Origin of the sequence: Pantoea pleuroti (genome assembly GCF_014156615.1) — a bacterium.
In the GTDB taxonomy this organism is placed as follows: Bacteria; Pseudomonadota; Gammaproteobacteria; order Enterobacterales; family Enterobacteriaceae; genus Pantoea; species Pantoea agglomerans.
In genome coordinates, this window is sequence record NZ_SBFD01000001.1 from 150,587 (window position 1) to 171,113 (window position 20,527).

Consider the following 20,527-nt stretch of genomic DNA (forward strand, 5'->3'; position numbering starts at 1 on the left):
GTTAATTATTTGAATAAAAGACAGTCAGCCGATAAATATTGAGTGTTTAAATTGCCACTATTTATTAAGGCTGACTGGGCGTCAGGCTATTAAAAATAAAACATATAGGCAAAGTGAGTTGTCTCAACTTTAGCTTAAAATGTTGTAATTTTATAATTACTTTTTAATTAAAGACAAAAAGTCCTCATTCCAATGAGTGTCTTGAGATATTTCAGTGCCTATCTCATCAAGTAACATATCATGAGATAAAATGTTTAAAGGATCAGAGCCATTTTTGCCGAACCGCATTGTTGTTTCTGCAATCTCCCAATCTTGTACATTCACTGAAGGTTGGAATGCATGGCAATATATAGCTTTTACGTCTTTATCCTGACAATCAAAGAGTTTTATGCTTTCTGCTATTTTCTCCGCTCTATTAATTTCTATAAATGGCCCATGCAGAGTTTCATATGCTATATGGACAATTGTAGGCTCGTTATCAGGAGCTTGTCTTATTGCTTTACTCAAGTGCGTTTTAATATCCTTGGCCTTCTTGTCAATTGAGTTTTCTGCTATACACTCCCATCGTGCACAGTAACCTGAACTTATTCCTTGACAGAAAATATTGAGCACATCATATTTTTCTTCTGATCCTACTCGAACAAGCCGTATGGGACTGCTAAGATGGGTATAGTTATCACTACTTCTAAACTCTCCTGCTAGTAAGCTAATCATTTGAGGTGAATTCCATTTGACCATATATTTTTTAAAATGGTTGTTAACTTCTTCCATATTTATTCTGTTAAACTTTATAACTATTTCATTATCTTCGTATTCAACGGTTTTTCTCTTGGATATTCTAGATTTAATACCATTGAAGGCTTTGGCTAAAATAAACTCATCTGTGTCTTTTATCTCAACCTTAAAAATTACATCTAAAAATACAGGGCGTTTGAAACTTGTTAGAAATGGCACTAAATTAAACCACCTCTTGCGCCATTCCTGACGTTCAAGCTCAGAATACTCAGTTATTTTAGCTAATCGTTTACATTCAACAAAATAACTTTTATTGCCTTTGAAAACTTTCAAATCAGGTGTTTTCTTTATTGCTGTTTCGGGAATGAACTCTACATCATAACCATTGCGGGCATACATAATTGCAACAACCAATTCAAAAAGTGTCGAATCAGGTTGATTTATTTTACCGTTCACAAGTTCAAAAAGTTTCTCATCAATCCCTTTTATTTTTTTTGCAATTTCTATATGTCGTCCAATTGCTGCAAAAAACGGGAATACTCGCGCTGATTGCGCCTGTTCACTAACCATTGGATGATCATGTAAACATTCTACCAAAAATAGATACCAAGCAACCCAATCCTCATGAAAAGCCACTCTATTCTTTGGGTCTTCATATCCTTTCGCCGCTTCACTATAATTTTTAAATATACTTTCTTCTTGTGCCCTAAAGTATTTCACAACATTTTCTTTGCGAGCTTCCCATTCCTCTATCTCGATATAAGATAATAGCCATTCTAAAGCAATTTTTGTATGATCAATCCAAGGGCCTTCATCCGAGTTCATGATTAAATCATCTAATTCTTTTGAATATCTAGGTGTGCTTGTTCGGGACATTATTACCTCATTATTTTGTTGTTTTTGATTTTGACATATTCTTTCTTATCATGCTTCAATGGCCATTCTTATTAGCAGTCACTTTATAAAAACAAGAGAGTTTATTTAAACCAATTAAGGTCTCATCATGCATAATATTTAGTTAATAATAACTACCCGCCGGAGCGGGCGATTATTAAAGAAGTTTTGATTTCACCTTAAGGTTATGAATATCAGATAAAAGTATTTTCCGACCAGAAACTATCAAGTTCCCTGTTAAGTCTAATGTCGAAGATTTTCCATGAGCCTCAATGGCTTGATTATATAGCAGTTCAGTCAGGCTACATTCAACGTTTCTTTTCTTAGCATTCGATGGTGTTATTTGTTCAGATATTGTGGCAATTCCATCACCAGAATCAGTTTCTCTTACTAACTTAATAACTTTCCCAACTAAATTATAATTTTTGATAGTATATCGATCTAAATAATAGCCTTGTGCTTCTTCAATTATCGGAATATCATTCGAATAAATTATGACCGATTTAGACTGCAGATTATTCGTATCAGCATAAGGAGAGGGCTGAATTGATATTTCAACTGAACGATTCTTATTAAAACCACTTAGGCCAATTATAGCTGAACACAGTGATGCGCCAACTCCATATCTGACAACCTCTTCAAAATATTTATGGTTTTTATTTTCTTTAAAAGAAGTAATAGCTTCATCTAATTTGATAATGCTATGAATTATACGATTAGAAACGCTTCGTCCAAATGGTTCTACACAGTGATCATCTTGAGAATTATTTGGAAAAAAAATAGGAGACTCAACTTTGAGCACGTAACTACCAACTTCTGTTTGAGATAATTTCAGAGAATTAAAATAATCATTTACAACTTTAGGTGCTTTTCCACCATAATAACCTTTTTGAGTTTTCAATAAGGATCTTGCAGCTGAAGTTAATAGCTCTTTTGATTTAACAAAAAGCTCTACACCGTCGATAAATGGTATGGTTCCGTGTTTCACATCATCGTGAATAACTCTGATGCGTATAATATCATCACTTATTTCATTTAGCTCTGATATGATTTTATCAATGCTTTTGTTTTGAACTTTAGATAATACTTCTATAAGATCAATAACCCTCCGACTAAAATCAGACGCGCTAGTGTTTAAAGGCTGTAGTATTTCATATTCTGATTTTTCATTGGATTCCCAAATGGCAAATGCACCAACTTTATTAATAGTCAAGTCCCAACCATTTAAAGTTAAGTACTTACCAAATTCAGCAGTAGCAACGAATTTTTCGTTTTCGATTTTCATGCTAATAGCCCCATAATGCTTGCTTCTGCCATTAGCTGCTTAAGCAAGGATACCGTAACTTCTTGATTTTTAGGTATTTTTAATCTTACGGTGGATTTATTATTTGAATCTGGAAGGCCTCTTAAAGATAACCAGTAACATTTATTATTAAGTGCGATTCCTTTACCACATTCGTCTATCCATTCATCAACAGATTTAGGCAAGTGCAAAACCATCAAGTATTGAGGAGAAGAAACACAATCATCGCGTAGATGATTGTAACTTCTTAAGTTAAGATCATATATGTAAAAACCGTCTTGTTCCTCAAAGCACTCAGTAGCCTTCATTTGAATATCGATACAAGGGTTCCGCCTTCCTGGCTTGGGATATCCCGTACCTTTTAAAGTCACATCTACGCAGTCGTTATCAACGCCCCAGCTTGTTGTGTCAAAACCCGCACAGGAGGCCAAAGCTTTTAGATATCCAACTTGGAACTGTTCTTTTTGATGAGAAATATACATTCAGTATTCTGCTTTCCTTGCGATTAGACATACGACATCTCTTCGCTGAATCTTAAGATTTATCTGAATATAGTATCAAGTCAATTTCATTATGGTTATCTGTAAATTTGATCAGCACAATGCTTACTGTATAAAAACACAGCTTAATGCTGCTAAGCAAGATAAAATCTTACCTTTACAAATCACCTTTATTACTATTTTATACTGAATCTTCCATAAACTTAGTTTGGGGATTTATCAATAAATCATTGATTCTATTATTTAATTTTAAAGTTATCCTGATATTTTAATCATTCCGAACTGATTATGGTCACCCTATATAGGTACTTTTTATGTAAATCGGTACCTTAAGCGCGTCTTATAACATTTCATTCGTATTTATCATGTAATGCTCCACAAAACCGATACAGTCTTCGACAAACATTTTACCCCCTCCGCGCGCAATGCTATCCCCGCCACGCCTGCCCGCTTTATGTATCGCTTTTCATGCATGTGCATGTACTACCTCTGAGCGCGCCAGCTCTAGCCTTACAAACGCATAGCGATCCAATTTGGATCATGCGGATTCATGCAAGCATATGCACTTTGATGCAGAAGCAAAAAGCCACCTAAAAGGTGGCTAATGAACGGTAGAGAAGGGGCAATTAATCATTCAGCCTGGCAGTATATGGCCGCTTCGAAAACAGATGTATCGATTGTGCCTGCCATGTCACTGATCATCGACAGTGCCATTTTTAATTCATCTTCTTTGCAGTGTGCGATCAGTGATATGTCAGCAACGAACTGAATGCGTGCAACCGTTTCACTTAGATTATCTATGTTCATCAAATGATTAACTCCTTCTAGTCAAAAAATTACTGTATGTATAAACAGTATCACGGTGACTTCAAATCGTAAAGAATCGTGCGGATCAGATTAGTCCGACTGCCGTTTTATTAATCAGGCAGCTTTATGCCCCTTTTTCTCGCGAGCGCAATGAAGCGCTTTAATGGATTGGTATCTTTGCGCCGTCTATGGAACAGATAGCCGCTTGTACCGCTCCAGTAAGAAAGCTCCCCAACCCTGATTGTATGGCCTTTCATCATGCGGACAGCTTCACCGTCGGACAGTGTTAGCCTGGAGATCTCGAAGAAACTCTTTTTCAACGTTTCCCGTTCTGTGCAATGACTTAGTTCAGTGTGATATTTGTCCGGCTCAGGTTGCTCCTGCGCTGGCTTTTCTCTTAATTGCTTAATGATCCTTCTTCGCTCGGCGCGAGTAGGGGGCTTTGTGAAATCGATAGCTGCTTCAGAGCATGTTGGCTCCGTACAGTTATTGACAGAACTCCGAGAGGACGCAGGCGCGTCCTTAAATTCAAAAGCCAAATCAACGGCACGTTTCGGCACAATCTTCCATTGCATCAGACGGGTTAAAATTGGCGTATCGTCGCCAACTTCAGTTGCGTAAACACCCTTGATGCGCACGGTTTCCTCCCCGTACTCATTCATATCTTCGCTTGCCTGATACCAGGTGCGCACAGCCAGCTCGTCGCGGCGCACAAACGGGCCACCCTGCGCGTTAACATATCCAGCCCAGTCTCCTGCGTCGGCTGCGTCATGCGCTGCAGCAAACTCAACGCTCAGGCCGTGCGCGGTTTCGCTGTCTGCCATGCGGCGCAGCTCGCGGTAAACCGTGACCGGCGCACCGCCCACAAACTGAAATTGGCGGATGTGCCAGCGTGCTGCCCAGGCAGAAACTGCCGACGCGGTTTCTTTAAGGTCTTTGCCGCTTTCGTCGTCTGTCTCGCCATCCAGCGCATAACCATCAATATTTTTGGAAATGTATTTAGCGACGTAACCTGTCGCGCTGCCTTTATGCGGGTCGATAGCCTCAGCGTGAAAGCGGGCCTTACGGGCTTTGTCGGTTGTCAGCTCGCTGCCGTCTTGTTGCCAGGCGTAGTCGCGCATAATCTCGCGCACGCGCTCAGCCTGCTCCGGGCGCATAAACATGAGCATGTGCCAGTGCGGGGTTGCATCATGATGAGGCTCAGCAACGCGGATCCCGAAGATGCGGATTTCTTCGCGGTGCAACTTAGCGCGGATTTTCTGCCAGACACTGCAGAGATAACGCTGCGTGTCGGCAGGGCTGGCACCGTTCCATTTGCGGTTACGATGCCCGGTTTTAATTGTGGCGTGATAGCGAGCCGGGGCGGTCAGCGTGTAGAACTCGCCGATAAAGCCCATTTCGTTGCAGATGTTTTCGAAGCCACGAATGCGGGTCATCAGCTCGCAGCGGCGGATCGCCGGGTTAGCCACGCTGCCGTCGTATTTCTCGATCAGGCTAATGCGGTTGCCTTCCTCGTCTTCCAGCTCCATTCCTTTCAGAAATTCACGGGTGCGGCGCTTCTGCTCGCGCCACTCTGAAACGGCCATGCTGCTGGCGTAGGGGGTATGCTTTTTGCTGACGTTAGCCAATGCGATTTGGAGATGTTCACGCCATGATGCGGCGACGCGACGCAGCCTGCCTTTCCACCACTTTTCCGTCTGCATACGCAGGATTGCTGGAGTAACTTCCTCCGGGTTAAAAAGGCGTGACGTGACCTTTTCCCACAGTGGAGGCGTTTGGCTCAGCTCGCGAGTGATGGTGGCAGCGGTCATGTAAACACGGTGCGTGTATTTGTAATCTGACTCGTCGCTGGCTTGTGCGTGTGCCTGCACAAGCTCGGCGAGGATGAAATTAGCAACATCCCCGGCCAGTAGATCAACGTCGGCGCGCGCCAGGTCAGGCAGTCGGTTGAAGCGGCGCATTAGATTGAAAAGCTGACCACCTGCTAGAGCTGTGTTGTCACGCTCAGTTGCATTACCCCCGAGTAAATTTAACGTGCTCCCCTTCATTACGCCGACACGATATTGAGCGTTAACGGTTTCAACGCGTGGCAATGTGCGCTCAACAAATGTCTTTGTTAAGTACGCATTGGCGCGGGCTGTTCCGTGCGTCTTTTCCAGATCGCTGATGTGGCGTTTAACATCAAGCTGTATCAGCGCTGGCTGCTTTTCGAGTAGTTCCTGCGCACGCACTAAAGCCGCAATCATCTGACTGCGGCTGTGCATTTCCTCATAAGGGGGATAGGGGCTGGCAATGGCTTCCCGTGGAGCATTCCACGGGTAAGCAAATTCCTCATGCATCAGGAATTACCCTGCCGGTGTTTACTGCGATGTTCCTCAATTTCCTGGCAGGACACGCAGCGAGTTACACCCAGATACGCGCGCCGGCGCTTTTCAGGAATTGGGGCATCACAGTCTTCACAAAATGAGGCGCTTATAGCAGGCGCGCGATTGACGATATTGGCGATATTTCGAGCCAGCATTTCATCGGTGCGCTGCTGCACGATGTCCATTGAGTCAGCCATTAGTGCGCCTCCTCAATCTGAGCCTGAATTTTTTCCGCTTCCTGATTAAGTAGCTCGGCAGCTTCGACATGTGTTAATTCTTCCCGGCGAATTTTCGAGGCCAGGATGTTAAGTCGGAATATCATGAGATCAGCACGACCGCGGCGTTCTTCGCGACGCGCATCATTCAGCATCATATCGAGTTCGATATAGGAACCAGGCTTAGTGGTACCAGATAATTTATTCAGCATGTGATTTTCCTTTCTTCAGGCAAAGCGAATCCCGGCGGGTGTACGCCAATTAATTGCTTTGAGTTATTTAGCTTACAAGAGTCATTCGTTTGGGAAACAAACTCACAACAGCTTTCAGGTGGTTCATTGCGCGAATCAACGCGTTTCTTTCATCAGTAGTGAGATCAGTAAAATCGGCTGAGTGCCGGTCTTTACCGATGTTTGCCAGAAAGAAAATGGCACTTAAAGCACGGCTGTTATCCTGATAATTGCTGTCAGTAACATCGCGCATTTCAACAATAAAACGGGCTACATCTTTTTCGCAATTACCGCCCATTAGTTGCGCGCGGAGTAGAGCGACATGATTCAGTGCGGCAACGCGTTGACCGGCTGTCAGTTCGACCAGCATGGAATCGCCTTCGATAGCCATGATTTGCCTCTCTTAGGTAATGCCTGTGCTTTTACTTCTGGAGATGATGGCGTTACTGGATTCCAGCGCTTACCGTTTTCTCCCATGATCCAGCCGTGTCCGTATGACATGGATGGGCTTTGACGTGTGAGCTTTGCAGCAAGTGAGATCATTATTACACCTCAACTTATGCCAAATGATGCACCAATGCCGCTTATGGCATCGACGGTTGAGGACAGCGCCGGGTTAGCCTGAATACGCGCCTGTACCGCCATTGCGGCCAGTGCTAAGCAGCGAATACCGCTATTAACGTTTTGCAGAAGGCCACGTTTACAATTGGCTGTCATGTGTTCTGTAGAGGCTGCCCCAGCTGCTAACTGGCCTACTTCTGCAGTGGCTTTCATGACATACAGAGGAAATTTTTCATCTGCGACTTCGTTTACCGGCACACAGGGGAGGCACTGGATTTGTGCCAGCAAGCCATCAACTAACGTTGCATCCTCAGTGACATCGGTAAGAGCTAAAACCTCTAAGACGGTAAGCTGATGTGGCTGGTCTGGATTCAGCTTGTTACGCAACGTTTGCGCACGCATGCCGGACCGCTTAGCGACGACTTCCATGTTGTGAGCTAATGCGAATTTGCGACAGGCATCGTCGTAATGGGTATGGGTAGAAACCTTGAAATCAAACATGCTCAGATCCTTCTTAACTTGCAAAATCAAGTTATGGTTTGATGTAGCGGCATTTGATTGCTTGTTGGCGGTTCTTCTCACGCCATGCAGCAACATTGATAAGCGGATTGCCATGTTTCGTCATGGTGGTTTCTACCACTTCGCCGGTCTTACGATTTGTACGGTTCTGCGTGTAAGTAAAAGATGGGGTAGGGGCGAGCAGCACAACCCCATTAGCAATCCATTTCTCCAGCACAGACAGGCTGATGCGGTTGGCTGCAGCAAAGTCCTGTTTGGACATTGTTGGGGATGTGGCGAGCGTGACGGCTTTGTTTACGGCGTCGTTTACCGCTTCGCTGATGACTGGCATCAAAATCGCTGCGACATTGGCAATAAAATCTTGAGATTGCACTAAGTCAAATGCGTTCTGACTATTTGCATTTTCAGTATGCATCACGCAGTATCTCCTATTAGTTAAGCGTGTTCTATTGTGTTGCATGTGGTATGCGAACACTCTAGATCGCATTTGTTTAACTGTAAACATAATTTAGCGTTTATTGGTAAAAATAATGCGTCTTGAAAATGCAGTTGCGAGCGAGGTGTTAGAACGAATCCTCTCAGCGTATGGCTTCACCATGCAAAAAGAATTAAGCGATAGACTAGAAATTGCTAAGAGCAATGTCGCTAGTTGGTTAGCGCGCGGTCAGGTTCCGGGCAACGTTATTGTGCAATGTTCTCTTGATACAGGAGCTGATGTAAATTGGTTGGTTACTGGCGAACTTGAAAAAGCAAGTCTACAACGCGAACTTCCAAACCTGACTGGTAAGGCTATTTACGATGAAGTTATGGCTAATGGTGGTAAATCTGTGCTTCGTCGTATCCTTGATGCATATGGATTCACCCAGCAAAAGCAACTCTGTGAATTACTGGATATTTCATCAGGCACTGTCAGCACCTGGGTGAGACGGAATTATTTTCCTGGTGATGTTGTTGTTGCGTGTGCGCTTGATACAGGTGTTGATCTGCATTGGCTGGCGACAGGAAAGGGAAAACAGCTAAAAGAAACCTTTATAGAATCCGAAAGCTTTTCTATCCCTCGCAAGAATCTTATTGCAGGCAGCTTGTATGAAGATGGTCTGTGGGAAATCAACCTTAGCTTCATCTCTCAAAATCTTGTTGAACCGGTGTTCGTATCGAGCAGCAATTCTGCTTGGGTTGTTGATTTAAGTATTGGTGATATTAGCAACGGGCGTTGGTTGATGGGAATCGACGGTAAATACGATGTGTATGACATCACGCTTTTACCTGGGCGTAAAATTAGCGTCACTAATAAGGGAACAAATTTTACTTGTGGTGCTGATGAAGTAAAAACTGCTGGCAAGGTAGTTTTGACAATGGATTATAATTTTTAATAAGGGATAAATCATGGATATGATTTTTGCAATTTTAGGTTTAGTTTTAATGATTTGGTCTATTCGTAGCATTTTTATTAAACAGCAAGGTATTGGTAAAAAAATTGGTAAATCTATTTTTTCTGCATGGTATTTCTTAACAGCTGCCGGTCTAGCAGTTTCGCCATCTGATTCAGTTCCGATCGCGATAATTATGATGATGGCCGGTGCATTTGTTGTTTGGTATGGCAATCGGAATCATCAAGCACCTAAGAATAACAAAGATATACTAAGCGGTCATGCTGATGCTGTAAGAGATTTTGATTTACCCAGTAAAAAGAGTGAGCCAAGCAAGTATCGCTCTGTTAACCATGCAAAAGGCAAAGATGCAGAAATCAAAAACGTCGCTTTTTCATATGTAAATAGTAAAGGCGAAAGCAGTTTTCGAGACGTCGATGTTAAAAGCTTTGATGGTGAGTATTTAGAAGGTTATTGTCATCTTTCACGTAAATTCAAGACATTTAGGCTCGATAGGGTCGAAGGTGAAATCATCATCCGAGATACAGGCGAAGCTATAGATACTATTGAGTGGGCTGCTCAAATGGAAGCAAGATAATTTTTCTTAAAAGGAGACGTTGCATGTCGGATATACTTGAAACATTTGTCAAAGTAGTATTGCCAATTATTTTGGCTTTGGTAGCGGTACTTTCTTTTTTCAAGGAAATGTTTTTAACTAAACGACGAATATTTGAAGAAAGAGAAAAGCTTAGCAAATTGAGTTACGATCTCTATAAAATAACTGATGATGAAGATTTAAAGCGGCTATCCATTGAGTACGGCTATGCTGCAATAACTAAAGAGAACTTTCTGAGTCAGCAACAACGAAAAGCTTTAGTTAGAAGTGAAAATCCTACTAGAGATATTGACTTGTTTGTAAAGTGCAGAGGGCTGTTAGATATTAAAACTGAACCACTTACGTTTGTTTGGAAAAAAAAGAGATATGCTAATAAGTTTTATTTTAGTATGTCTATTTTTGTTAAGGTAACACTCTACACAATCGGGGCGCTAATATTCTTATTGCCGCTGCTATACAGCGCATTACTGCCTAATTTTATTCTTGAGAAGCTGAGTCATTTTTCTGCACTGGCAAAGATAGGTATGGCCTTATATGCACTATCCGCTGGAGCATTTTTAGCGTATGTAAATCTCTCTGCTGCTGTAAGGTTGATCGACTCTTCAAGACTCATTAAACGTCACACTGCTGATTAGCCACCATAAGGTGGCGGTGAAATCATAACCGTAGCAGCGCTAAGTTTATTTTAGCCATTTCATCGCCACCGAATAACCTAACCCATTGAATTAAAAAATATTAAATAGTATTCGGTCTTTTTTTTGTGTGTAACGTTCAGAAACTACTTCAGAGTGCCTGAAGAAGATAAATTACTGCAGAGGGTAAGAGATTAACGTTTTCCGCCCTTGTCCTCTGGAAGAGGCCGCAACAAACAGAAGAAATAGACGCCTGCGTTTGCAGGCGTTAATTATTTACCCAACCAGCGTCCGGCCTGTGCAGACTCAATTAACAGACGAATAGTCAGCGGATCGTGCGGTGCGTTGAAATCTTCCGGGAAATATTCGGCAAACGTGATAGAGCCGGGATTAATACCAAATCTGTCAGCATACCGCTCTAGCAATTCATACGCGTCAAGAGGATCCATGCGAAAGTCATTGTTCAGATCGGTATCCAGTTCAAGCTTATAGCGTCTGAACGTAAACAAACTTCTGCCGTTATAATCTTCAACCAGCGCAAATACAGCTTTCTCTATATCCTCGTTTACCATATCTTGTCTTCCTTATGAGCAAGAAGGTTATATTTTGCCGTAGTTTTCCAGCCAATTTCTGCCACATCAGCGGCCATAATTACCCAGCCTAAAACCGGGATTGTACGACCGACGAACGTCCCCAGCTTGTGAGTCATTAACATTTTAATTTGAAGAGGGTTTTTAGGGTTCTGTATCCACGTGGGTAATCTGAATGGAAGACGGTAATCCCGTAACAGCTTTCGAGAATAGACCGAAGCATAAGAGGTGCCTTTCCATGCTCCGTTTAGCTTACCGGATACGTCAATCGTATTTTGTCCCGAGTAAATCGCAACCAGAGCGATGATATCCTTTGTACCGCTGAAGTGCTCTGCAGTCACATCAATCATTATCCAGAAATAAAGCTCTCCTGCAGAAAGGTTAGTAAGTCCGCCATAGAAGTAAGTTCCGTTTAACTGCTCCGTTGTATCCATACCATTCCCTTAAATGGGTACTGTAATGGTCAAAACTGTATCACATCAATTCCGGTCACTGCCAGATGCTGGCTGGCGCTATCTGATGCATTTTGCGACTCTCAAAGCCATAGTTGTCGCTCCGCTGGTATCAAACGATCACGATGCGCACGCTCGGGTCGTTGACGCAGCATGATCTATGCATCTTATTCCTCAGCCCACAGTAGCTAGCATCGCAATGGCGGATCACTTGATGCATGCTTTGAATGCAGTTTTACTAACGTTCATCTCATCATTGCTACTATGGCAGGTTTTGCCAGCGAGAAGAAAAAGCAAAGAGTCTGTCAATATATAAAGGTCAACGCGCCTCATAACAGATATTTAGTTATTGCGAAACCAATAGGTTGATTTGTGAAAAAAGTAAATATAAGTAATGGGGTGCTCTATGGCTGCATTACAGGATGTTTACTTATGAAGTCTTTAATTCATATAGGTTCTTGAAATTGAAGGTAAACATCAAAAAATATTGGGTGCAGGCTATGTATAACAGCGAAGGGGAAATTGCTGATGCTCTATATGAGATTCTGAATAAATGAAGCGTGCTATTTTATGGCTGATTCAGTCATTTTTCTATTTAGTTCCTGCTGCAGTTATTGTGGCTGGCGTGTATATCTTCATCTGCTTTGTTCCGCAGTATGCAGCACTTCTTAGTTTTGCATGGGTTATCGTAGTTTCTTATGTGTATATTAAATTTAACCGATGGTATTGATAAAATCCTGACATATTAGTGAGCTTAAAATTTGAGTGGAAAAGCGAACGCAAAATAACCCTATTAGCTTAAGGTGCCCGGCCTCCATCCCCAAAAACCCACTCCACTCTGCAAAAGCAGAAACAACCCTGGCAACCTCGCACCCAAAGCTTACCTGTCATCTTGTCATCACCGCGGTTTGGCTTATCCTTAAGTCTTCAATCAAAAGGAGTAACGTTTATGAAAGCGGCAATTGCTAACATTGAACACAAGGTTGAAGTGGTAGAGAAGACGTTGCGTCCTCTCAAAACGGGCGAAGCACGGCTCAGGATGGAATGCTGTGGCGTATGCCATACCGATCTGCATGTGAAGAACGGTGATTTCGGTGATAAAACCGGCGTGACGCTGGGCCATGAAGGTATCGGTATTGTTGAGGAAGTCGCGCCAGATGTTACCTCACTCAAGCCAGGCGATCGTGCCAGCGTGGCCTGGTTCTTTAAGGGCTGCGGGCACTGTCAATACTGTAACTCCGGTAACGAAACGCTCTGCAGAGAGGTCGTCAATGCCGGTTATACCGTCGATGGCGGTATGGCTGAAGAGTGTATCGTCGTTGCAGACTATTCGGTCAAAGTCCCCGATGGGCTTGACCCATACGCCGCCAGTAGTGTCACCTGCGCCGGTGTCACCACCTATAAAGCGGTGAAAGTGTCCGAGGTAAAACCGGGTCAGTGGCTGGCGATTTACGGTCTTGGCGGGCTGGGAAATCTCGCCCTGCAGTATGCAAAAAATGTCTTTAATGCCAAAGTGATCGCAGTTGACGTGAGTGATGGGCAACTGGCACTGGCGAAAGAGATGGGCGCCGACCTGGTCGTAAACTCTGCCAGCGAAGATGCGGCTCGCTTTATTCAGGAGCAAACCGGTGGGGCGCATGCGGCTGTGGTAACGGCGGTTGCTAAAGCGGCGTTTAACTCTGCTGTCGATGCGGTCAGGGCCGGTGGTCGGGTAGTGGCTGTCGGACTGCCGCCGGAAGCGATGAGCCTGAATATTCCACGTCTGGTGCTCGATGGCATACAGGTGGTGGGATCGCTGGTCGGAACGCGTAACGATCTGGCGGAAGCTTTCCAGTTTGCGGCAGAAGGGAAGGTGGTGCCGAAGGTGACCAAAAGGAAGATTGGTGAGGTCAATGCCATCTTCGATGAGATGATTCAGGGCAAGATCCGCGGCAGGATGGTGATCGACTTTACCGGTCAGCCTGCTGAATAATCCGTGCCAATAATCGCACAAGCCCGCGCCGTGCGGTCTTTTTTATGCCTGTAAGGCCAGTTCTCTCCCTCTGAATGAGTAAGAGCACATTCGGTTAAAGCATTAATAAGCGCGGCTTTATGTTTCATGATGTGATTTTCACTTGAACTTTACCGGTAACATTATAGTTTATGGGGTGAAGTCTGATTACACACATCTGAAGGAGGGTTATTTATGGCTAAGCATCACTTACTCAAATCCATTGAAATTGCAGCGATTGTGTTATTTGTCCTGATACTGGCGTATCTGGCTGTTACCGGTCTTCTGTCATCAACTGGCGTGGATCACGCCTGGCCTTATCCCAGTAAGTAACTGAGTGCCGCACCAGGGAAATTATAAATAATATAAATAGATAACCGATCCTGATACAGGACATAAAAAACCCCGCAATTGCGAGGTTAATCAGAGGTTATACCAGGCTCACCGAAAGCAGAATCAGCTCTCCGGTTTCCAGCGACAGGCTTTTCTTGGTTTCGAACATAAAGGCTTCCAGCGCCTCCTCGACATCGTCGCCCTCGATAAAGGCGTGAGTCGTGACATGATTTTCACCTTCAGGCTTAATCACGTAAGAAACAAACCACTTCTTCTTTTGCATGATGCTTATCCTCTTACGAATAGGTAAATGCCGCGCACCGGCAATACTGAGCTTTTCCGCCAGCAGTTCAGCGGAACATGTACGGGTTCTGTCCGACAAAGACTAATCAAGCGGGGCCGGATGCAGCAGGTCGATCACGTCATCAATTTCATTGCTGGCCGCATGGCGATCAAGGGCAACCGCATAGTAGCGTCCCTTGCAGTAGTGCTTTGTTACCGCCACCCGATGGCCGGTATCGCTGTCAGCTTCACCGCCGGTCAGGGTCTGCAGGTGGGGCGGGATAACCAGCTCACTTTCGAGTTGTTCTGCTTCAATGATCACTGCGCCACCGTCACTGGATAGCAGCAGATGCTGAATGCTCATGTTCTCTCCTCTGAGTCAGATTGCTAACCGGGAAAGTGTAGTTCACCTCGGCGGGTGTGCTGACTTCCGCTCAGGAGAAGCCATGTGAAGCGGCAATAAAAAAAGCCCCGTCAGGGGCTTTTAGGAAAGGGATGGCCTGCGTTAAAAACTCAGCTGGTCTGATCGGCCAGCTTCGGCTTCAGCACGCGCTTACCAATCTGAATGCCGGGCTTCTCAACATACTTATAGAGTAAAGAGGCCAGCGCATAGGTCAGCGGGATGGCAGAAACGCAGACGATCAGAAAACGCATCATGTCGCTCTTAAACTCAATGTCGGTGTGATTGAGCAGCAGTGCGATCATCGGGAGCACAATCAGCAGATGCAGCAGGTAGACCGAGAACGACACGTCGCCCAGCCAGGTGCTGAGACGGTTGTTCAGCAGCTTACGTGGCAGAGCAATCAGCGTTGCCATCAGGCTGCCCTGCGGGTATTGCCACAGAATTGCCGTCATACCGACGATCATCAGCGCTTCCATAATCACCTGCAGCTTAATCGCGCCCAGGCCCATCGCCACGCTGGCGACCGGGCCGAGCAGCGCAAAGGCGACGTAAAGCAGGGATTTACGGCGAATCGCCTCGGCCAGCAGCATGCCCGACAGGAACATATTCAGCTTTATCAGGATCATTGAAGGCATCTCAAACGCCTCATAATAATCTGCCAGCACATACCGGCCAGCGCAGCAGAGCGCCATGATGCCAATCAGCGATGCTGCATAACCAAAGCGCAGCGTCACCAGCATGATGAACGGGAACAGCAGATAGAACTGCATCTCCAGCCCGATACTCCAGTCAGGCAGCACGGTATTAAAACCATATTCGGGCAGCAGGCCGAACAGGAAACTGAAGTGGGTCAGGATGTTTGCCAGCGACTGGTCGGTATAACGCGATGATTCAGTGGCGGTGCCGGAATAGAAATGAGCAATGGTGTCACGCATCTCGCCAAACCACGGGCCATAAATCAAAGCGATGATTAACAGCAGATAGTAGAGCGGGGCGATGCGGAAGAAGCGCCGGATCCAGAACTTCTTAATGGTCTCTGTGCTCTGCCACGGCTCTTTCTGCTGACGCTCGACGTAGTTTTTCGCCATCAGATAACCCGATAACAGAATAAACAGATCGACCCCGATGCCAGGGGATGAAATAAGCGTGATATGGCAATGAACCAGTAAGCTGATATGGCCAACTAATACCCAGAGAGAAGCGATGCCGCGTAATCCCTCCAGCTCCGTAGACCAACCTCGTGTTGCAGACATAACTATTCCTCGTTTTTATCCGACCTTCGGCGCTCACTAAGCCTCAAGGCAACAGATATGTAAACGGGCCTTTACAAAAGTAAGAAGATTCCGAGCACAGGCAGGAGGGAAAAATCAACCGAAACAGGGTGGGAAAGCACAGGAAGTTAAGGGCGTGCAGTGGCACACCCTTAATCAATATCACTGATTGAGATGGCCGATCAGGCCAGTTTTAACAGGATCATACCGGCCAGCAGCAGGGTCAGGCCGGCCCAGCCTTTGCGGTTCAGCCGCTGGCCAAACAACACCCATCCGGCCGCGACAGTGGCGATAATCCCAAAACCGCCCCAGACCGCATAGGCGATCGAGAGATCGATACCTTTGACCGCCTGAGCGAGTGCGCTGAACGCGAGCAGGACACAACAAAGTGAAAGCAGACCGTACAGCGGTTTCTTAAACCCATCAGAATATTTAAGGAATATGTTGGCGGCAATCTCCAGCACGATAGCCAGCGCCAGCCAGGACGCATGAACAAGATCAGCGATGAGCATGATTAACCTCCGCTGATGATTGGGTGCCGGTTTTGATCAACACAATTCCGACGATCAGCGTCACCAGCCCACAGATTTTCAGCGCTGACAACGTTTCACCAAACAGTTGCACGCTGAATAACGTAATCAGCATGATGCCGATACCTTCCCACAGGGCATAAGCCACGCCCAGGGCGATACGTTTAATGGCGAAACTCAGCAGAATATAAGAACAGGCAATCATGCCCAGCATCATCAGGTAGCCGGAATGGCTGCCATTGAGGCTGGACCATTTCATAAAAAGGGTACCAATAATCTCAGTAACAATAGCGAGTGATAATAAAACCCAGGCGCGCATGGGTGCTCTCCAGCAACGATAAATGACGACCTGCAACAACGCACAACGTGCGGGCAGACTCAGAACAGTGTCGAAGTGGTGAGGGGACTACAGGGCGTTACGCCAGTGCTGATCGGCGGCATTCCAGCCAGAAAGGCAAATGGGGGAAAACAGGGGGTTTGACATGAACATTCTGCTCATAAAATTTACAACACATCCACATTGTTGCTTCTCATCAGTGGACGGATAGTGCCTCCGGTTAAATAGACGCTGGATTTATAGCATTCTGCACATCGCCAAATCAACAGCAGATGCTGCTTTGTTTGATGTCGGTTAAGGTTTGATGATTTGAAAATGGTGAAGTGTGGAAAAGGATGTGTGGTAAATCGTAATGAAAAAAATAGCCGGGCAATAAAAGTGCCCGACTATTATTAAGTGACGCTGTCACGTATTATTCAGCGCGCTGCGGAACCGTGCGAACGGGTGCATCACCCGCGACATAATAAGCGGCGGTGCTGCGCGGCAATGGATCGCGACCACGAATCTTATCGGCAATCTTCTCGCCAATCATGATAGTGGTGGCGTTCAGGTTACCGGTGATGATCAGCGGCATAATCGACGCATCAACCACGCGTAAGCCTTCCAGTCCATGCACACGACCTTCGCCATCCACGACGGACATCGGGTCGTTACCCATCTTACAGGTGCCGCATGGGTGATAGGCGGTTTCGCCGTGGTTACGCACGAACTCATCCAGTTGCTCATCTGTCTGGCAATCCAGTCCCGGACTGATTTCACGGCCACGGTACTTGTCCAGCGCCGGCTGATTAATGATCTGGCGCGTGATGCGAATCGCATCGCGGAACTCATGCCAGTCCTGCTCATGCGACATGTAGTTAAACAGAATGGCCGGATGACGACGCGGATCGCGTGACTTCAGGCGTACATGACCGCGGCTTGGAGAACGCATCGAGCCGACGTGACACTGGAAGCCGTGGGCATCAACCGCGTTGGAGCCGTTGTAGTTAATCGCCACCGGCAGGAAGTGATACTGAATGTTCGGCCAGCTGAACTCTTCGCGGCTGCGGATAAAGCCACCCGCTTCAAACTGGTTGCTGGCGCCGATACCGGTGCCGTTAAACATCCACTCCGCACCAATTTTCGGCTGATTCCACCACTTCAGAGCCGGATAGATTGAGACCGGTTCTTTACACTCATACTGAAGATACATCTCCAGATGGTCCTGCAGGTTTTCACCCACGCCCGGCAGGTCGTGAACCACCGGGATATCAAACTGCTTCAGCAGCTCAGGAGAACCCACGCCAGAACGCTGCAGGATCTGTGGCGAAGCGATAGCGCCGGCACACAGCAGCACTTCACGACGCGCGGTTACTTTGTTGATAGTGTTGCTGTCGCCCTGCAGATACTCCACACCGACCGCGCGCTTGCCATCGAAGATGATGCGATCGGTGGTGGCGTGCGTGATGATCTTCAGGTTAGCCCGGCCTTTGGCCATATCGAGATAGCCACGCGCGGTGCTGGAACGGCGACCGTTTGGCGTGACGGTACGATCCATCGGACCGAAACCTTCCTGCTGATAGCCATTAAGGTCGTCTGTGCGCGGATAACCCGCCTGCACGCCCGCCTCAATCATCGCTTCAAACAGCACGTTGTTGCCCGCTTTAGGCGTTGCAACACACACCGGGCCGTCGCCGCCGTGGAAATCGTTCGGGCCGATATCGCGGGTTTCCGCTTTACGGTAGTAGGGCAGGCAGTCCAGATAGCTCCAGTTCTCCAGTCCAGGTTCGCTGGCCCAGTTATCGAGATCCATCGCGTTACCGCGGATATAACACATGCCGTTAATCAGTGATGAACCGCCCAGACCTTTGCCGCGACCACACTCCATGCGGCGATTGTTCATGTAAGGCTCTGGCTCGGTTTCATAGGCCCAGTTATAGCGTTTGCCCTGTAACGGGAAGGCGAGGGCCGCGGGCATCTGGGTGCGAAAATCAAAGCGGTAATCCGGGCCGCCCGCTTCCAGCAACAGGACGCTCACGTTGCTCTCTTCGGTCAGACGGGTAGCCAGAACGTTTCCTGCGGATCCGGCTCCAATAATAATGTAATCAAATTCCATTCATCGTTCCTCAGGTTAAGTGATTAAAAGACTGACTGAAAACGCGTCAGCTCAACCTGCACGGACTTCACCTGGGTGTAGCTCTGCAGCGTCATCAGGCCATTCTCACGGCCAATGCCAGAGTGCTTGTAACCCCCCACTGGCATCTCTGCGGCCGATTCGCCCCAGGTATTAATCCAGCAGATACCTGCTTCGATCTGATGAATCACGCGGTGCGCCTTATTGAGATCCTGCGTCACCAGTCCGGCGGCCAGACCAAATTCGGTGTCGTTGGCGCGGCGGATCACTTCTTCTTCACTTTCGTAGCTCAGGATCGACATGACCGGTCCGAAGATCTCTTCACGCACAATCTTCATCTCATCACGGCAGTCGGTGAACACGGTGGGTGCAACCCAGGCACCCTGGTCGAAATCGCCACCGGTCAGACGTTTGCCGCCGCACAGAACGCGTGCGCCTTCAGCGATGCCGGATTCGATATAACGCATCACATTGTCGCGATGGCTGAAGCTGACCAGCGGACCAAAGTTGGTCGCCGGGTCACGCAGATCGCCTGCCTGAATGCGGGCGACGCGTTCGCTGATTTTCGCCTCGAATGCGGCCTGCAGTTTTGCAGGAATAAAGACGCGGGTGCCGTTGGTACAGACCTGACCGGAGCTGTAGAAGTTCGCCATCATGGCGATGTCGGCGGCCAGATCGAGATCGGCATCATCAAAGATGATCAGCGGTGATTTACCGCCCAGTTCCATGGTGACCTCTTTCAGCGTTGAACCTGCTGCATTGGCCATCACTTTTTTGCCGCTGACGACGCCACCGGTGAAGGAGACTTTGTCGATGCCAGGGTGCTCAGTGAGCAACTGACCGGTAACCGAACCGATGCCCGGCAGCACGTTGAACACGCCATCCGGCAAACCCGCTTCGGTGTAAATTTCCGCCAGCTTCAGGGCAGTGAGCGGGGTCATTTCACTCGGTTTGAAAATCATCGCGTTACCCGCCGCCAGCGCGGGCGCGGATTTCCACAGGGCGATCTGAATCGGGTAGTTCCAGGCACCGATACCAGCTACCACGCCCAGCGGTTCGCGGCGGGTGTAAACAAAGGAGGTTTCGCGCAGTGGGATCTGCTGACCTTCCAGCGCCGGAACCAGACCGGCGTAATACTCCAGCACGTCTGCGCCGGTGACGATATCGACCGCTGAGGTTTCGCTGTAAGGCTTACCGGTATCGAGCATTTCCAGCTCAGCCAGCTCATCATTACGCTCACGCAGAATATCGACGGCGCGACGCAGGATACGCGAGCGCGCCATGGCGGTCATCGCGGCCCAGACTTTCTGGCCTTTTCTGGCGGCAGCAACGGCGTGATTGACATCTTCCTGGCCGGCGGCATGAACCTCTGCCAGCACTTCGCCGTTGACCGGGTTAATCGTCTGGAACGTTTCGCCAGACGCTGCGGCAACATAAGCGCCATCGATGTAGAGTTTCTGCTCGGTGAATCGGGACAT

At 46.8% G+C, this 20,527-nt stretch carries 25 protein-coding genes; 5 read left to right on the top strand and 20 right to left on the bottom strand.

The window, feature by feature from the left end; all coding sequences use genetic code 11:
* Positions 1–156: 156 nt before the first annotated feature.
* From EPG66_RS00810 to EPG66_RS00860, 11 genes are all read right to left on the bottom strand, one after another.
* Positions 157–1,611: a hypothetical protein gene (locus tag EPG66_RS00810; protein WP_182685705.1), complete on the bottom strand. Its 1,455-nt coding sequence runs from the start codon at positions 1,609–1,611 to the stop codon at positions 157–159.
* A gap of 175 nt (positions 1,612–1,786) precedes the next feature.
* Positions 1,787–2,914, bottom strand: a complete 1,128-nt coding sequence (locus EPG66_RS00815; protein WP_182685712.1) for a hypothetical protein — start codon at positions 2,912–2,914, stop codon at positions 1,787–1,789.
* A complete protein-coding gene (locus EPG66_RS00820; RefSeq protein ID WP_182685714.1) occupies positions 2,911–3,414 on the bottom strand; it encodes a DUF4365 domain-containing protein in 504 nt (167 codons plus the stop codon). The genes EPG66_RS00815 and EPG66_RS00820 overlap by 4 nt, the downstream gene beginning before the upstream one ends.
* A 648-nt stretch (positions 3,415–4,062) precedes the next feature.
* Positions 4,063–4,239, bottom strand: coding sequence for a hypothetical protein (locus EPG66_RS00825; RefSeq protein WP_182685716.1), 177 nt, complete (start codon positions 4,237–4,239; stop codon positions 4,063–4,065).
* 110 nt (positions 4,240–4,349) lie between these two features.
* Positions 4,350–6,578, bottom strand: a complete 2,229-nt coding sequence (locus tag EPG66_RS00830) for a replication endonuclease (RefSeq protein WP_182685718.1) — start codon at positions 6,576–6,578, stop codon at positions 4,350–4,352.
* Positions 6,578–6,802 carry a TraR/DksA family transcriptional regulator gene (locus EPG66_RS00835; RefSeq protein WP_182685720.1) on the bottom strand — a complete coding sequence of 75 codons (225 nt, stop codon included), beginning with the start codon at positions 6,800–6,802 and terminating at the stop codon, positions 6,578–6,580. Before EPG66_RS00835 ends, EPG66_RS00830 begins: the two co-directional genes overlap by 1 nt.
* On the bottom strand, positions 6,802–7,032 hold the full coding sequence (locus tag EPG66_RS00840; RefSeq protein WP_182685722.1) for a DUF2732 family protein: 231 nt from the start codon (positions 7,030–7,032) through the stop codon (positions 6,802–6,804). Before EPG66_RS00840 ends, EPG66_RS00835 begins: the two co-directional genes overlap by 1 nt.
* 67 nt (positions 7,033–7,099) lie before the next feature.
* A complete protein-coding gene (locus EPG66_RS00845; RefSeq protein ID WP_182685724.1) occupies positions 7,100–7,441 on the bottom strand; it encodes a DUF5347 family protein in 342 nt (113 codons plus the stop codon).
* On the bottom strand, positions 7,405–7,593 hold the full coding sequence (locus EPG66_RS00850) for a phage filamentation protein Fil family protein (RefSeq protein ID WP_182685726.1): 189 nt from the start codon (positions 7,591–7,593) through the stop codon (positions 7,405–7,407). Before EPG66_RS00850 ends, EPG66_RS00845 begins: the two co-directional genes overlap by 37 nt.
* A 9-nt stretch (positions 7,594–7,602) precedes the next feature.
* Positions 7,603–8,112, bottom strand: coding sequence for a phage regulatory CII family protein (locus tag EPG66_RS00855; protein ID WP_182686019.1), 510 nt, complete (start codon positions 8,110–8,112; stop codon positions 7,603–7,605).
* A gap of 31 nt (positions 8,113–8,143) precedes the next feature.
* The gene (locus tag EPG66_RS00860) at positions 8,144–8,545 is read right to left on the bottom strand and encodes a hypothetical protein (protein ID WP_182686021.1); all 402 of its coding nucleotides are present in this window, start codon (positions 8,543–8,545) and stop codon (positions 8,144–8,146) included.
* Between the two features lie 115 nt (positions 8,546–8,660).
* On the opposite strand from EPG66_RS00860, the gene EPG66_RS00865 reads away from it, so the two are divergent.
* From EPG66_RS00865 to EPG66_RS00875, 3 genes are read left to right on the top strand one after another with little or no spacing between them, the layout of a single operon-like run.
* Positions 8,661–9,503 (top strand): phage repressor protein CI, encoded by an 843-nt coding sequence (locus tag EPG66_RS00865; protein WP_182685729.1) that lies wholly within the window; start codon positions 8,661–8,663, stop codon positions 9,501–9,503.
* Between the two features lie 13 nt (positions 9,504–9,516).
* The gene (locus tag EPG66_RS00870; protein ID WP_182685731.1) at positions 9,517–10,098 is read left to right on the top strand and encodes a WYL domain-containing protein; all 582 of its coding nucleotides are present in this window, start codon (positions 9,517–9,519) and stop codon (positions 10,096–10,098) included.
* 23 nt (positions 10,099–10,121) lie between these two features.
* Positions 10,122–10,751 carry a hypothetical protein gene (locus tag EPG66_RS00875; protein ID WP_182685733.1) on the top strand — a complete coding sequence of 210 codons (630 nt, stop codon included), beginning with the start codon at positions 10,122–10,124 and terminating at the stop codon, positions 10,749–10,751.
* A gap of 269 nt (positions 10,752–11,020) precedes the next feature.
* Here EPG66_RS00875 and EPG66_RS00880 read toward each other — a convergent pair whose 3' ends face one another.
* Entirely contained in the window at positions 11,021–11,320 is a 300-nt protein-coding gene (locus EPG66_RS00880; RefSeq protein WP_182685735.1) for a DUF1493 family protein, read from the bottom strand.
* Entirely contained in the window at positions 11,314–11,772 is a 459-nt protein-coding gene (locus tag EPG66_RS00885; RefSeq protein ID WP_124890029.1) for an STM2901 family protein, read from the bottom strand. The genes EPG66_RS00880 and EPG66_RS00885 overlap by 7 nt, the downstream gene beginning before the upstream one ends.
* A gap of 967 nt (positions 11,773–12,739) precedes the next feature.
* Between EPG66_RS00885 and adhP the strand changes: the two genes are divergently transcribed.
* Positions 12,740–13,762, top strand: coding sequence for an alcohol dehydrogenase AdhP (gene adhP / locus EPG66_RS00890; protein ID WP_182685736.1), 1,023 nt, complete (start codon positions 12,740–12,742; stop codon positions 13,760–13,762).
* 213 nt (positions 13,763–13,975) lie between these two features.
* Positions 13,976–14,113, top strand: coding sequence for a hypothetical protein (locus EPG66_RS00895; RefSeq protein ID WP_010258717.1), 138 nt, complete (start codon positions 13,976–13,978; stop codon positions 14,111–14,113).
* 97 nt (positions 14,114–14,210) lie between these two features.
* Here the strand turns inward: EPG66_RS00895 and EPG66_RS00900 are convergent, their stop codons facing one another.
* From EPG66_RS00900 to betB, 7 genes are all read right to left on the bottom strand, one after another.
* Positions 14,211–14,396 (bottom strand): hypothetical protein, encoded by a 186-nt coding sequence (locus tag EPG66_RS00900; RefSeq protein ID WP_031591405.1) that lies wholly within the window; start codon positions 14,394–14,396, stop codon positions 14,211–14,213.
* Positions 14,397–14,498: 102 nt separating this feature from the next.
* Positions 14,499–14,759 (bottom strand): hypothetical protein, encoded by a 261-nt coding sequence (locus EPG66_RS00905; RefSeq protein ID WP_031591403.1) that lies wholly within the window; start codon positions 14,757–14,759, stop codon positions 14,499–14,501.
* A 149-nt stretch (positions 14,760–14,908) separates the two neighbouring features.
* Entirely contained in the window at positions 14,909–16,051 is a 1,143-nt protein-coding gene (locus tag EPG66_RS00910; RefSeq protein WP_115764194.1) for an acyltransferase family protein, read from the bottom strand.
* Positions 16,052–16,251: 200 nt separating this feature from the next.
* A complete protein-coding gene (mdtI, locus tag EPG66_RS00915) occupies positions 16,252–16,581 on the bottom strand; it encodes a multidrug/spermidine efflux SMR transporter subunit MdtI (protein ID WP_010258739.1) in 330 nt (109 codons plus the stop codon).
* Positions 16,568–16,918 (bottom strand): multidrug/spermidine efflux SMR transporter subunit MdtJ, encoded by a 351-nt coding sequence (gene mdtJ / locus EPG66_RS00920; protein WP_010258741.1) that lies wholly within the window; start codon positions 16,916–16,918, stop codon positions 16,568–16,570. Before mdtJ ends, mdtI begins: the two co-directional genes overlap by 14 nt.
* Positions 16,919–17,348: 430 nt before the next feature.
* Entirely contained in the window at positions 17,349–19,031 is a 1,683-nt protein-coding gene (betA, locus tag EPG66_RS00925) for a choline dehydrogenase (protein ID WP_033779020.1), read from the bottom strand.
* Positions 19,032–19,054: 23 nt separating this feature from the next.
* On the bottom strand, positions 19,055–20,527 hold the full coding sequence (gene betB / locus EPG66_RS00930) for a betaine-aldehyde dehydrogenase (RefSeq protein ID WP_182685737.1): 1,473 nt from the start codon (positions 20,525–20,527) through the stop codon (positions 19,055–19,057).

What these genes read in the sequence shown, in the direction of transcription:
- betA (WP_033779020.1), bottom strand. Translation starts at nt 19,031, where the DNA reads ATGGAATTTGATTACATTATTATTGGAGCCGGATCCGCAGGAAACGTT.
- EPG66_RS00850 (WP_182685726.1), bottom strand. Translation starts at nt 7,593, where the DNA reads ATGATCTCACTTGCTGCAAAGCTCACACGTCAAAGCCCATCCATGTCA.
- EPG66_RS00875 (WP_182685733.1), top strand. Translation starts at nt 10,122, where the DNA reads ATGTCGGATATACTTGAAACATTTGTCAAAGTAGTATTGCCAATTATT.
- EPG66_RS00910 (WP_115764194.1), bottom strand. Translation starts at nt 16,051, where the DNA reads ATGTCTGCAACACGAGGTTGGTCTACGGAGCTGGAGGGATTACGCGGC.
- EPG66_RS00900 (WP_031591405.1), bottom strand. Translation starts at nt 14,396, where the DNA reads ATGCAAAAGAAGAAGTGGTTTGTTTCTTACGTGATTAAGCCTGAAGGT.
- EPG66_RS00810 (WP_182685705.1), bottom strand. Translation starts at nt 1,611, where the DNA reads ATGTCCCGAACAAGCACACCTAGATATTCAAAAGAATTAGATGATTTA.
- EPG66_RS00860 (WP_182686021.1), bottom strand. Translation starts at nt 8,545, where the DNA reads ATGCATACTGAAAATGCAAATAGTCAGAACGCATTTGACTTAGTGCAA.
- EPG66_RS00825 (WP_182685716.1), bottom strand. Translation starts at nt 4,239, where the DNA reads ATGAACATAGATAATCTAAGTGAAACGGTTGCACGCATTCAGTTCGTT.
- betB (WP_182685737.1), bottom strand. Translation starts at nt 20,527, where the DNA reads ATGTCCCGATTCACCGAGCAGAAACTCTACATCGATGGCGCTTATGTT.
- EPG66_RS00865 (WP_182685729.1), top strand. Translation starts at nt 8,661, where the DNA reads ATGCGTCTTGAAAATGCAGTTGCGAGCGAGGTGTTAGAACGAATCCTC.
- mdtJ (WP_010258741.1), bottom strand. Translation starts at nt 16,918, where the DNA reads ATGCGCGCCTGGGTTTTATTATCACTCGCTATTGTTACTGAGATTATT.
- EPG66_RS00840 (WP_182685722.1), bottom strand. Translation starts at nt 7,032, where the DNA reads ATGCTGAATAAATTATCTGGTACCACTAAGCCTGGTTCCTATATCGAA.
- EPG66_RS00815 (WP_182685712.1), bottom strand. Translation starts at nt 2,914, where the DNA reads ATGAAAATCGAAAACGAAAAATTCGTTGCTACTGCTGAATTTGGTAAG.
- EPG66_RS00830 (WP_182685718.1), bottom strand. Translation starts at nt 6,578, where the DNA reads ATGCATGAGGAATTTGCTTACCCGTGGAATGCTCCACGGGAAGCCATT.
- EPG66_RS00895 (WP_010258717.1), top strand. Translation starts at nt 13,976, where the DNA reads ATGGCTAAGCATCACTTACTCAAATCCATTGAAATTGCAGCGATTGTG.
- EPG66_RS00885 (WP_124890029.1), bottom strand. Translation starts at nt 11,772, where the DNA reads ATGGATACAACGGAGCAGTTAAACGGAACTTACTTCTATGGCGGACTT.
- EPG66_RS00880 (WP_182685735.1), bottom strand. Translation starts at nt 11,320, where the DNA reads ATGGTAAACGAGGATATAGAGAAAGCTGTATTTGCGCTGGTTGAAGAT.
- mdtI (WP_010258739.1), bottom strand. Translation starts at nt 16,581, where the DNA reads ATGCTCATCGCTGATCTTGTTCATGCGTCCTGGCTGGCGCTGGCTATC.
- adhP (WP_182685736.1), top strand. Translation starts at nt 12,740, where the DNA reads ATGAAAGCGGCAATTGCTAACATTGAACACAAGGTTGAAGTGGTAGAG.
- EPG66_RS00835 (WP_182685720.1), bottom strand. Translation starts at nt 6,802, where the DNA reads ATGGCTGACTCAATGGACATCGTGCAGCAGCGCACCGATGAAATGCTG.
- EPG66_RS00845 (WP_182685724.1), bottom strand. Translation starts at nt 7,441, where the DNA reads ATGGCTATCGAAGGCGATTCCATGCTGGTCGAACTGACAGCCGGTCAA.
- EPG66_RS00905 (WP_031591403.1), bottom strand. Translation starts at nt 14,759, where the DNA reads ATGAGCATTCAGCATCTGCTGCTATCCAGTGACGGTGGCGCAGTGATC.
- EPG66_RS00870 (WP_182685731.1), top strand. Translation starts at nt 9,517, where the DNA reads ATGGATATGATTTTTGCAATTTTAGGTTTAGTTTTAATGATTTGGTCT.
- EPG66_RS00855 (WP_182686019.1), bottom strand. Translation starts at nt 8,112, where the DNA reads ATGTTTGATTTCAAGGTTTCTACCCATACCCATTACGACGATGCCTGT.
- EPG66_RS00820 (WP_182685714.1), bottom strand. Translation starts at nt 3,414, where the DNA reads ATGTATATTTCTCATCAAAAAGAACAGTTCCAAGTTGGATATCTAAAA.